Annotated in this window: 11 protein-coding genes and 1 pseudogene; 3 read left to right on the top strand and 9 right to left on the bottom strand. The window is 31.2% G+C overall.

The features are described 5' to 3' along the window. Positions 1 to 57 precede the first annotated feature (57 nt). The 9 genes and pseudogenes from CD152_RS07380 to CD152_RS07340 form a co-directional block, all read right to left on the bottom strand. A pseudogene (locus CD152_RS07380) lies at positions 58 to 1411 on the bottom strand (IS1182 family transposase). A 375-nt stretch (positions 1412 to 1786) separates the two neighbouring features. Then, positions 1787 to 3193 carry a 6-phospho-beta-galactosidase gene (gene lacG, locus CD152_RS07375; protein WP_086037814.1) on the bottom strand — a complete coding sequence of 469 codons (1407 nt, stop codon included), beginning with the start codon at positions 3191 to 3193 and terminating at the stop codon, positions 1787 to 1789. A gap of 15 nt (positions 3194 to 3208) precedes the next feature. Beyond that, the gene (locus tag CD152_RS07370; RefSeq protein ID WP_086037813.1) at positions 3209 to 4936 is read right to left on the bottom strand and encodes a lactose-specific PTS transporter subunit EIIC; all 1728 of its coding nucleotides are present in this window, start codon (positions 4934 to 4936) and stop codon (positions 3209 to 3211) included. A 5-nt stretch (positions 4937 to 4941) separates the two neighbouring features. Next, positions 4942 to 5256: a PTS lactose/cellobiose transporter subunit IIA gene (locus tag CD152_RS07365; protein ID WP_086037812.1), complete on the bottom strand. Its 315-nt coding sequence runs from the start codon at positions 5254 to 5256 to the stop codon at positions 4942 to 4944. A gap of 20 nt (positions 5257 to 5276) precedes the next feature. Then, the gene (lacD, locus tag CD152_RS07360) at positions 5277 to 6257 is read right to left on the bottom strand and encodes a tagatose-bisphosphate aldolase (RefSeq protein WP_103214582.1); all 981 of its coding nucleotides are present in this window, start codon (positions 6255 to 6257) and stop codon (positions 5277 to 5279) included. 3 nt (positions 6258 to 6260) lie between these two features. Continuing rightward, positions 6261 to 7193 (bottom strand): tagatose-6-phosphate kinase, encoded by a 933-nt coding sequence (lacC, locus tag CD152_RS07355; RefSeq protein WP_086037810.1) that lies wholly within the window; start codon positions 7191 to 7193, stop codon positions 6261 to 6263. Between the two features lie 12 nt (positions 7194 to 7205). Next, on the bottom strand, positions 7206 to 7721 hold the full coding sequence (lacB, locus tag CD152_RS07350; RefSeq protein WP_086037809.1) for a galactose-6-phosphate isomerase subunit LacB: 516 nt from the start codon (positions 7719 to 7721) through the stop codon (positions 7206 to 7208). 18 nt (positions 7722 to 7739) lie between these two features. Further along, positions 7740 to 8168, bottom strand: a complete 429-nt coding sequence (gene lacA, locus CD152_RS07345) for a galactose-6-phosphate isomerase subunit LacA (RefSeq protein ID WP_086039348.1) — start codon at positions 8166 to 8168, stop codon at positions 7740 to 7742. Between the two features lie 185 nt (positions 8169 to 8353). Next, the gene (locus CD152_RS07340; protein ID WP_086037808.1) at positions 8354 to 9109 is read right to left on the bottom strand and encodes a DeoR/GlpR family DNA-binding transcription regulator; all 756 of its coding nucleotides are present in this window, start codon (positions 9107 to 9109) and stop codon (positions 8354 to 8356) included. 194 nt (positions 9110 to 9303) lie between these two features. Between CD152_RS07340 and CD152_RS07335 the strand changes: the two genes are divergently transcribed. Genes CD152_RS07335 through CD152_RS12135 form a run of 3 tightly spaced genes read left to right on the top strand, consistent with a single transcriptional unit; the run spans position 9304 to position 10702 of the window. Then, entirely contained in the window at positions 9304 to 9825 is a 522-nt protein-coding gene (locus CD152_RS07335; RefSeq protein WP_197932700.1) for a hypothetical protein, read from the top strand. Next, positions 9795 to 10019 (top strand): GIY-YIG nuclease family protein, encoded by a 225-nt coding sequence (locus CD152_RS12055; protein WP_197932699.1) that lies wholly within the window; start codon positions 9795 to 9797, stop codon positions 10017 to 10019. The genes CD152_RS07335 and CD152_RS12055 overlap by 31 nt, the downstream gene beginning before the upstream one ends. 14 nt (positions 10020 to 10033) lie before the next feature. Then, positions 10034 to 10702, top strand: a complete 669-nt coding sequence (locus CD152_RS12135; protein WP_232237436.1) for a hypothetical protein — start codon at positions 10034 to 10036, stop codon at positions 10700 to 10702. Positions 10703 to 11452: the final 750 nt, after the last annotated feature.

Genomic DNA, 11452 nt, shown 5'->3' with positions numbered 1-11452 from the left:
CTATATTCTCATTTATTCGAAGAAATTTCTTCGAAATTTAAATTATTGACTATAATGCTAAGCCAATTGAGTATCTTTGATAACCCAATTGGCTAATTTTTTTAAATTCATGCATGCACAAATAAGCGTGGTTTCCATGGACACTTTTTCCAATCCTCTAAACTTTGTCCATCTCATACCATGCCGTTCTTTAGCGTCATCAAATCTTCTTTCAATAGTTTGAGACCTTAATTTATATCCCATTCTTCCTTCTTCTGTATGTCTTATTTCTTCAACATCTTCTAATAAGTATTCTTGCCAAATATGTCTTTGAATTTGCTTTTTATATTGTTTATTTTCTGTACATTTATTTAGAAATGGACATGCTTTACATACATCTGGGTTAGAATGATACAATTTAAATCCTTCACGATCAGTACGTGTGTATTTAAGGGCGTAATTTGCAGGACAAATATATTCATTGTAATATTCATCATAAACAAAATCATTTTTTCTGAAACGGCCCTTTGGACCTCTTGGTCTAGTATACGGCATGTAAGGAGTGATTGACTCTTTAAATAAAAAGTAAGCATTAAAAGGTGTTTTATATCCAGCATCTACAGCCAAGCTTTTAGGTTTAATTTCTTTATCTTTCATTCTAGAAATCATAGGTGCCAATTGAGTACTATCATGAATATTACCTGGTGTTACGTGGTGATCTACAAAAAATCCCTTTTTATCTACACAAGCATGTAAACTATAAGCAACTGTTTCTCACGTTCACCTTTAACATAGTAACCAGCGTCAGGGTCTGTGAGACTTTCTTTTCTTTTTCTTCTGTCTTATGAGTCGGGGTGAACTCCTTTTTTCCTTCAGATTTACGAACCTCGTTTATTTCTTTATCTAACTCATCTTTATAATGAGCGACTGATTTTTTTACTACAACTTTTCTAAATCTATGTTTATTAGCATTTGCTTTTATATGAGTAGAATCAATAAATAAAGCTGAGGTATCAACCAATTTATGTTGCATCGCTAACTGTAGAATGTGTTCAAATATTTCTTCGAAAAGTGTATTATCACTAAACCTTCTAATGTAATTCTTACCGAAGGTAGTGAAATGAGGGATCTTATCCTGAAAACTGTATCCAAGATACCAACGATAAGCAACATTTGTTTCGATTTCTTTTATTGTCTGTCTCATTGACTTTATTCCGAATAATTTTTGTATTAATATTATTTTTACTAAAATCACAGGATCTATACTTGGACGACCATTATCAAGACAATATTTATCTTCAACAAGAGGATAAATAAAATTTAAATCCAATACTTTATCTACTTTTCGTAATAAATGATCTTGTGGAACTAAATCTGAAATCGCAACAACCTCTAATTGATTTCTTTTATCTTCTGATTTACTCAACAAAATAATTACCCCAAATCATTATTAATACTATTGTATAAAAAAAGACTGAAGACTTCATCTCCGAAGGAGACTTTGTCTTCAGTCTGAGACATGTCAAATAGACATGTCTTTACCTCAGTGATTAGGCACAGTTCTAAATAACCCTCATTACTTGTGATACGATTGAGTGTATCTCCGAAGAGTGCGGTTATAATAATTAAAGTCGATATTATGTTTTTAAGCAAATGACGTGTGTTATTTTGTGTCGAGATTTCTCCTAAGATTAAATCTACTTACTTACATGATTCAGAGTCCCAAAAATTGTAACATTACAACAAATTAAGCGTGCGAGTATATAAAAAGTCGAACTGCAACTTAATGCAGTTCGATGATTATTTTTTATTTTATTTCTTTTGTAATTGCAAGCTCTTTATACCAATATGCACTTTTTTTTGGATATCTTTCTTGTGTTTCAAAATCTACATAGAACAAGCCATATCTTTTTTCATAACCATTAGACCATGAAAAGACATCCATTAACGACCAAATAAAGTAACCTTTAACATTTGCTCCATCTCTGATAGCGTCTGAAATAACTTCTAAATGTTTTTTCACATAATCAATTCTAGCATCATCGTATACAGTTCCATCAACGAACTCATCTTTGTATCCTAAACCATTTTCAGTTATATACATCTTTTTATAGTTAGGATAATCTTTTTTCACTCTCATAATTTGATCATATAAACCTTGTGGGTAAATCATCCAATCCCAATCGGTACGAGGAACATCAACATCGAATTCTCTTTGGCCAACACCTTTTAACTGATATTTAGAACCACCTTTATTACCTTTTGAATTGTGTGTGATTTCTGATTCTCCTTCAAAACCACGCATCCAATCACTCATATAGTAATTAATGCCTAGAAAATCATTCATATCTTTAGCAGCGTTTAATACTTCTAAATCTTCTTCCAGTATTTCTAATTTGCCACCATTGACATTAAGAATATGATTAACGCCTTCCATAGTCTTTTCTGAATATTCACCTAAGTATGTTGCATCCAGAATGAATTTATTATGAATAATATCTTCAAGTTCAGCAGCTCTAACATCTTCAGGATTCTTAGGATCAAACGGATATTTTGTAGGTAATGCATGCACTACACCTATTTCTCCTTCAAATCCTTTTTCTTTGAATAATTTAACTGCTTTAGCATGTGCGACCATCATATTATGGTGAGATTGAAATACTTTTTCAAAATCGTATCGAATACCCGGCGGGAATTTACCTACTAAATATTGTCCATCTCCAATCGGTCCGATTTCATTAAATGTTGTCCAATATTTAACTTGATTAAATTCCTTAAAACAGAATTCTGCATAGTCTACAAAATGATCTACATTTTCTCTATTTAAGAAATCACCATTACTGTGTAATATCTCAGGAGTATCAAAGTGATGTAATGTTACAAATGGTTCAACCTTTCTTTTCAGACACTCATCAAATAGATTATTATAGAATTCTACACCTTTTGGATTTACTTCACCAAAACCGTTAGGAAAAATTCGTGACCATGCAATAGATATTCTAATCCCATTAACTCCAAATTCTTCACTCAATTTCAAGTCTACAGGATACTTATTATAAAAATCACTGGCTGGCTCTGCGGTATACCAATAATTGTCTTCTAAATATTTATCCCAAGCAACTTTACCTTTGCCATCTGTCTGGGTTGCACCTTCTGCTTGATATGCTGCTGTAGCTCCTCCAAAAATAAAATCTTCAGGTAATTTCTTCATTATGATAAGATCTCCCCTCTATTTTTTAAATTGATTTTCAACAAACTCTAAAGCGCCTTTGCCATCACGTGTTAACTTAATGTATTCAGCACCTTGAGTTTTAGCCAACTTAATTCCAAGTCTATCAGTATCTACTTTTATATGTTCATAATTTGATGCAACTTGAGGTGCTAATATAACCAAATGATACTCTTTCATAATATCCATATGAGCGCCATAACTACCTGCAGCTGCTTTGACTGGCTTACCATGCTCAGCGGCTGCTTTATTAAGTGCATTAGCCAATAAGCCACTTGTTCCTCCACCTGCACATAGTACTAATACGTTGGTTTGTTTAGTTATAGGGCTTTCATCAGTAGTTGTATTTGTAACCGTTACAGTATTATTTGTATCTTTACCATTTAAAATAGCATCTGCTTTTTTAGTATCAAAATTCTCTTTAACTTTCTCTCTCAATTCATTCGATTTATCTACTCCAGCTAACTCTTCTTCAAGAATTTGCTTATCATAAACTCTTAAAAACGGATAATAGATTAATACATCGACAATAATCAAAGTAATAGCTAAAACAAATGACCACATGCTTAAACCAGTACCCATAATAATTCCAAGAGGACCTGGCGTTGTCCATGGTAAGTTTACGCTGAAACTATTCATACCTAATACATCTACAAAAAATTTAAAGATCCATACGTTTGCAATAGGTGCAAATACAAACGGTATAAAGAATACTGGATTTAATACTAATGGTGCACCAAATAATATCGGCTCATTTACACCGAAAAATGTTGGAACGGCTGAAGCTCTACCAATAGCTTTGTTTCTTTTTGACTTGGTCAACCACATAAACATGAATGGGACAACTAACGTAGCACCTGTTCCTCCCATAGTAACAATGAACATTTGTGTACCAGATGTTAAAATCTTATCAGCATGTTCACCAGATTGTAATAATTGATAGTTTGTTTCTATATTCGCATAAGTTATAGCGGCAATTGCTGGCTCTACAATAGATGGACCATGAATACCGATAAACCAGAATAATGCGAAAGCACCAAAAATAATAGTTATCCCTACATAACCATCTGCAGCTGAAAATAAGGGTGCAAAGAATTTAACAATTGATGCGGCTACATTGGTATTTAATAATGCTCTACTTAATAAATCTAATCCATACAATGTCAAAATAACAAACGAGAATGGAAAAATATCTTTAAATACCTGTGATATATTTGGTGGAACTTCTGAAGGCATTTTTATAGTTATATTTCTCTTAACACAGAAGTTATAAATAATTACTGATACAAACGCTGCTAAAAATGCAGTCATTAAACCTTTAGTTCCTAAAAATGCACTTGAAAAACCACCAACTTTAACAGAATCTGCGGCAAGAAATAAAAACCCACAAATTGCTGCCAACATTGTTGAGAGGAAATTTATCTGATTTGTACTTTCAAGTCTTCTGTTATAAGAATCTGTTAATGATTTAGCTGTTGTTCCGGCTACTAATAGAGCAATAATCCCCATAGTATAATGATATGGTTTCATCAAAAGTCCTTCGGTAGATTTGCTCCATGTAAATCCGAATACATTAGGTACATACGCAATTAATAAGAAAATGCTAGAGAATAATATTACCGGCATCGCTGAAATGAAACCATCACGTATGGCTCTTAAATAAATATTTCTTGATAACTTTTCAAATAGAGGTTTTGCTTTCTCAATTTGTGCGATTAATTTATCCACTACAATCAGCTCCCTCTTTTATAAAGCTCAATCATGTGCTTCATCATATCTTTTAATAGTAAAGTCGTCATTAAATGATCTTGTCCATGCATCATTGTTACACTGTATGCGATATCTTCTCCTGATGCTTCTTTAGCAAGAAGACTAGTTTGTGCATTGTGAGCATCAACAATACATTTATCCGCTTCTTCAATTAATTGTTCAGCTTTAGAAAAATCTCCTGCTTTTGCAGCATTTAATGATTCTAATAATTTAGATCTTGCATCTCCAGCATACGCAACGATTTCAAAACCTAACATTGTTGTTTCTTCTCTATTCATTTAAAACACCCCTATTGATATTATATTTTTTCTTTATATGACACTGCAGTGTTTTGTATAACTTTGTTCAACTGATTAATATTATTATAACCTTCGGTACGTAACCATTCTTTAGCAGCTTCTTCCCCTTGTTCAATATATACTTTGACAACCCCAGACCAAGTGGCTCTTCCACATAATACACCATTAAATTTCGCCCCTGATTCATGTGCAAACTTTAACGTATCTTGGAATAATTGTGCTGAAACACCTGCACTTAAATAAATGTATGGTAAATGCGTTGCTTCTTCTTGTTCCTTGAAGAATTGAGCTGCTTCTTCTTTGGTGTATACTACTTCACCAGTTCCAAAACCTTCGACATAATTCATACTAACCGGAACCTCTACTTTTAATACATCTACATTAAAGCGATTATGTGAAAATACTTTCATCGCTTCATTAACTTTTTGAGGTTTTACTTTTGCAAATTCTACACTACCATTATCCTGAATCTTGTCATCATATGTTAAAATTTCTAAGAAAAATGGAATATCTTCAGCCTTACATTCAGAACCTATTCTTTCAATATACGCATGTTTTTGATCATTAATTGATTCTTCATCATCTACATCATAATAAAGTAAAAATTTGACTGCATCTGCACCTTGTTCTTTAATACGCTTTGCCGACCATTCCACAAGACAATCCGGTAATCTTCCTTTTGTTGTAGCATCATAACCAGTTTTTTCATAAGCCAATAATAATCCAGCATTAGTATTTTTCACTTGAGAAGCTGGTAATCCATATTCCGGATCTAGCAATATCGAAGAAGAATATTCAGTTAATTCCTTAGAAACTAATGATTTTAGATTTTCAATTTGCTCTGTCGTAGGTTCTGTATCTTGAAATACAGACATCATTCTTTTTAACGCACCACGTTGGTCAAAAGCCAAAGCTGAAATAATCCCTTTATCATCACTGACTTTGTTTAAATAATTAATTTTATTTTCTGTGTTAATCATTATTTACACCTCTGTAATTTCAATTTTTTTATATAGGTCATTATAATTTTCTAAATTAATAAAACCTGTTTTAGATTCCATGGCATTCAGCATTCCAAATACATTTGCCTGTTTAAGAATTTCATCAACTGATTTATTGTTAATGTAGGCTGATGCAAATCCTGCGACCGTTGAATCACCAGATCCAACCGGATTAATCACTTTTATCTCAGGAATATCGACCTTATAAAATCTTTTGTCTTTTTTAACGAGTGCACCATTCGCTCCTAATGAAACAATGATCCATTCCATATCTTGAAAAATTTCATTTTCTAAAGCTGACTTAATTGCTTCAGTTTCATTTGCTATTGTTTCACTTAATAATTGAGATAATTCTTCTAAATTCGGCTTAATTGCTAATGGCTTATTTGTACCTTGTACAATTTTTAATAATGGTCCACCAGAGCAATCAATTATTACTGGTTTGGAAGCTGCATTACAGATTCCAATAAGTTCTGAATAATAGTTTATAGGTATTCCATTTGGTAAACTACCAGAAATGACGACAATATCTATATTATTTAATAATTGTTGTAAATGTCTGCTGAATCCTGCTAGTTCATCTTTAGAAATGATAGGACCTTTTTCTAAAATTTCAGTTTGATTGCGTTCATGCAAAATGGCTATACAATTTCGAGTGTTACCTTTAATATTATAAAATGAATTCTTAATCCCTAATGCATTCAATTCATCTTCAATAAAATTTCCTAAATGACCACCTTTAAAGCCAGTGGCTAATACAGGTTGATTAATTTGAGACAACACTCTAGTAACATTTAGTCCTTTTCCACCAGCCGTTTTAATTACTTCATGAGCTCTGTTTACACCATCAATTAGCAAATTATCTAAAGGATACGATACATCAACAGAAGGATTTAGCGTAACTGTTAAAATCATCAGTCATACTCCTTAATCATGATACTCACCTTTATCCCATTTCTCTAAGAACTCATTAAAGAACGCTGGGTCTTTTTGTTTTTCATCTGCACTATCTAATTTTGTTATTTTAGAAATCAAGGCTTTATTTTTTTCACTAGGTTTGTATTCTGCTTTGATAAATGCTTCGATAATATCACACATTAATAATTCACCAATAATTTTTCCACCAAAGCTGATAACATTTGCATTAAGTTCTTCTTTAGCATATAAAGCTGAAGTCATATCTCTTACCAACGCTGATCTCACCCCAGGAACTTTATTGGCTGCATTACTAATACCTACCCCTGTTCCACAGATGCATACGCCTAAGTCTGCGTCACCATTTGTAACTGCTTCCCCAACCTTCTTTCCATAGATAGGATAATGCGTTCTCGTAAAGTCATATGTTCCACAGTCAATAACTTCGTGACCCTGAGATTTTAAAAATTTTGAAACTTCCATTTTTGTATCAGTGACAATGTGATCACATCCAATTGCAATTTTCATAATATATTCTCCTCCTAATTAAGCCATTTTATTTAGCATATCTACACGAATTTGATGTCTTCCACCATCATACTTACCAGTTACAAAAGCGTTTACAATATTTAAAGCTAATTCTGCTCCTACAATTTCAGATCCCATAGTAATCATACGAGCATCGTTGTGCCCTCTTGTCATATAAGCTGATCTCTCATCAGAGACTTCAGCGGCAATCATTCCTTTAATTTTTGTTGCTACCATAAAACTACCTGCACCATATGCATCAATCATAATTCCCAAATTATCCTCATCTTCTTGAACCATTGAGGCAACTGCTAAAGTAGTATCAATAAAGTCCTTGTGACTTTTACTACTTACATCAAAAACATTATAACCCTCTTCTAATAAAAACTCTTGAACTATATTCTTCAATTTTTGACCATCTTGATCTGCACCAATTATTACGTTCATTTTTATCATCCCTTCAATCTCATTATAATTTTTGTTGATTTAAACAATATAAGCGCTTACATTTTTAATTATGTTTAAATTATAAACTACGTGAGTTAAAAAATCAACATTTTATGTTTGATTTTGTTGTTTTTATGATAAAAATAAACAAAAAAAGACACATTTTAAATGCGTCTTTTTAGAACTTATATTATTACCTCTGTAAATATTTCTAAACCCTTCACCTTACTAGGATTATTATTATCAATAACTATTCCAGTAAGTGCCTTCAAGTCACAAAAAGATACGAAATCTTCTTTTCCCAACTTAGATGAATCTAATAATAAGTATTTTTCAATTGAATTCTTCAATGCTAATTGCTGTGTATATGCTTCTTCATGTGAAGAGGTCATCACATCTGAACCTTTAACACCATTCGCACTAAAAAACATCTTACTAAATCTCATTTTTTCTAGTGTACTATTTGTCATATCACCCGAAAATGACTCTGTTAACTCTCTCATTTCACCACCCACTAAATATACCCTGAACCTATCTGTTTTCTTTCTAAAAAGTATATTAAATACTGGAAGACAATTTGTTATAATGCTAAGTCGCGTGTTTCTTATCTCTTCTGCTAACAACTCTACTGTTGTCCCCGGTCCTAAAAATATTGTATTTCCTTCCTCGATAAGACTTGCAGCTTTTTTAGCAATCTGTCTTTTTTCCTCCATATATTGCGTATGCTTTTCAGTATGGGACATTTCAGTATATTGAAAGGCTGAGTTACTTCTCGCACCACCATGTATCTTAGTTAGTATACCTTTTTCTTCAAGTTCAGCTAAATCCCTTCTGACTGTCATGTCGGATACATTCAATGACTCAACAATTTCCGTAATTCTAATCGTACCTTTTTTATTAACTAAATTAGCGATTTCATCTAATCTTTCATATTTATTCATATCATCTTTTCCTTTCTCATCAATACTTGTTTATATTCTAAACAAATTTAAAAATTTAAACAATAATTGTTGATTTTCTTTGCTTATATTCAATCAAACAAATAATTTTCGAAATTTTTTATCAATTATATTATTCTACGATTATACTTGTTTGATATGATTATATTACTTAACTAGAAGAGGGAGCATCAATTATGTTACAAATAAAACTGAATGATTTACTTGGCTTTTCTGAAGAAGAAATGAATCATGTAAAAATAAAATTCAATCAATCTAATGGTTTTGTGGATCCTATGGAGGTATTTAAGCAAAATCCAGAAGAAGTTAATACACAATGGCTATTTTGGAGAAACAAATCAAGATACTTCAATGTAGGTAAAACTACCATATGCTTACTAAAACTCTCATACGATACATGGTTACTTACGACGATTAAGACAGTAACTAAAGAGTTGGGTGTATTAGAAGGTATAAATTATGAAGGTGTTGAACTCCCACAATACGAACAATATTATGGTCGAGTTATCAGCAAGTTTAAGAAATCTTTCATGGCACAGGGACGTTTTTATAAAGATTTACATCAAGAGTTAATCGTTCAACAGATATTACCTACAATTTATGATGGTGATGATTTCCCAGGTTATGATAAGGTCAAACTATCATACCAGCAACGAGTACGAGCAAGATGTTACTTACAAGATGGTCTAACTATGTAGCTAATGGTCATGGTGGTAATAAAGAGCTTGTAACGTTAGTTGAAGAAAAGGACTTTGATTACGTTAAGGAAAATTTTCAATATACAATACTTGAGAACTACAATGGTAAGGTCGATGATAAGTTGGTACTTCAAAGGGAGTCGTACTGGAAGGAAGCTTTGCAAAGTCGAAAGTTTGGTTATAATTCGAATTAAGGAGGAAACATTTAGTGGTAGTAGTAAAATATGAAGGATCATTAGAGACCTTATCTTTTATTTCTGATGTAATAAATAATATATTAAATCAACTTAAAGACAATGATGAAATTCTTCTTACTGATGAATATACATTCGATAATAATATGATTTTTATCGATTTGACAGATTTCATTGTAATTAAAGATACAATAAACTTTAGGACCGCCTATAGTTATCTTGTAAACACAATTACCAACACATTGTTCAAATATATAATTGAGAATTATAAACTTAAAAGTTTTATTGATAATGAGGAATTCACATATCAACTTTCAGAAGGTCAAGATTTGTATACTTACTTATCAAACAGTATAAAAAAAGAAATATCAACGACCAAGAATTCTGAAAATTCAGCAAAAATTTATAATTTAGCAGTGTCAGATAATTTCATAAATGAGGATGAAAATTCCGAAGAAAACTTTATTAAAGGTAGTATTTATCCTAGAAGCACTTATTATGATTCAATAAAAAGAACGCCAGATAAACCTAAAAATGATGATCTGGAATTAGAAAAAGCTATTATTAATATTTTTAACTCAAATAGAAAAAGCTTTGGAACAAGAAAAATAAAAAACGAGTTAAGTAAAATAGGCATTACTGTATCTCGACGAAAAATAGATTTAATTTCACAAATCTCTTAACCTAAAACTAAGAATCTTTGTTTTATAAATATATGACGTTTCATTAGGTTTAGTAAATATTCTCATATATAAACTAAACTATTAATTAAAAGTGAATGTTTTGAAGTAGGAGAATAACTGAGGATAGTGAAATATACTAGTTTTTCTACATATGAAGTTCTCTTTTCTCTGATAAATTTTTTCTGTATAACTAGTAATTGTCTCTTTTAGTTCTACAATATTTTATTGGCAACAATTCTAGATGTGGGAAATTTCTAAATACTTATATAGAAAATATAGAATATCTTTCCATATATAGATTTTATGATTACGCACAAGTCTTATATAATAAATGAACCATTTGGTTTTTAAGTATTTTTTAGCATTAATTACTTCATAGTATCTAGTTGGTTCTCTGAACTTAATGTTTTTCTTTCAATAAATTTGTAGAAGGTTTTTTGATTATATTTTGGCAAAAACAGCAAGTTTATGAGCATTAGATTTACATTTTTTCTATGTTCTTAGAAAATTGATTAATAACTTTGCCTCAATAGGATTAATTACACAAGACTAATCTGGTTATGGATTCTTTGATCCTAGAGCCTGATCAGAGCACTTTCATCTACTATTATTTCGTATTCTTAAAAAGAGTAGTGATGACCTTAAAAAGAATATAAAAATTAACGAAGCTCATCTGCCATAGTAGATGAATTTAATAACAACCTTAATGTTTTTTATAATTATTTAAAGAAATTAATATGTATATGTTAT

The organism is Macrococcoides caseolyticum (genome assembly GCF_002902665.1).
Classification (GTDB): Bacteria; Bacillota; Bacilli; order Staphylococcales; family Staphylococcaceae; genus Macrococcoides; species Macrococcoides caseolyticum.
This window is presented reverse-complemented; position numbering and strand designations above follow the sequence as displayed.

What these genes read in the sequence shown, in the direction of transcription:
- lacC (WP_086037810.1), bottom strand. Translation starts at nt 7,193, where the DNA reads ATGATTTTAACAGTTACGCTAAATCCTTCTGTTGATGTATCGTATCCT.
- CD152_RS07340 (WP_086037808.1), bottom strand. Translation starts at nt 9,109, where the DNA reads ATGAATAAATATGAAAGATTAGATGAAATCGCTAATTTAGTTAATAAA.
- CD152_RS07365 (WP_086037812.1), bottom strand. Translation starts at nt 5,256, where the DNA reads ATGAATAGAGAAGAAACAACAATGTTAGGTTTTGAAATCGTTGCGTAT.
- lacB (WP_086037809.1), bottom strand. Translation starts at nt 7,721, where the DNA reads ATGAAAATTGCAATTGGATGTGATCACATTGTCACTGATACAAAAATG.
- lacD (WP_103214582.1), bottom strand. Translation starts at nt 6,257, where the DNA reads ATGATTAACACAGAAAATAAAATTAATTATTTAAACAAAGTCAGTGAT.
- lacA (WP_086039348.1), bottom strand. Translation starts at nt 8,168, where the DNA reads ATGAACGTAATAATTGGTGCAGATCAAGATGGTCAAAAATTGAAGAAT.
- CD152_RS07335 (WP_197932700.1), top strand. Translation starts at nt 9,304, where the DNA reads ATGTTACAAATAAAACTGAATGATTTACTTGGCTTTTCTGAAGAAGAA.
- CD152_RS12055 (WP_197932699.1), top strand. Translation starts at nt 9,795, where the DNA reads ATGTTACTTACAAGATGGTCTAACTATGTAGCTAATGGTCATGGTGGT.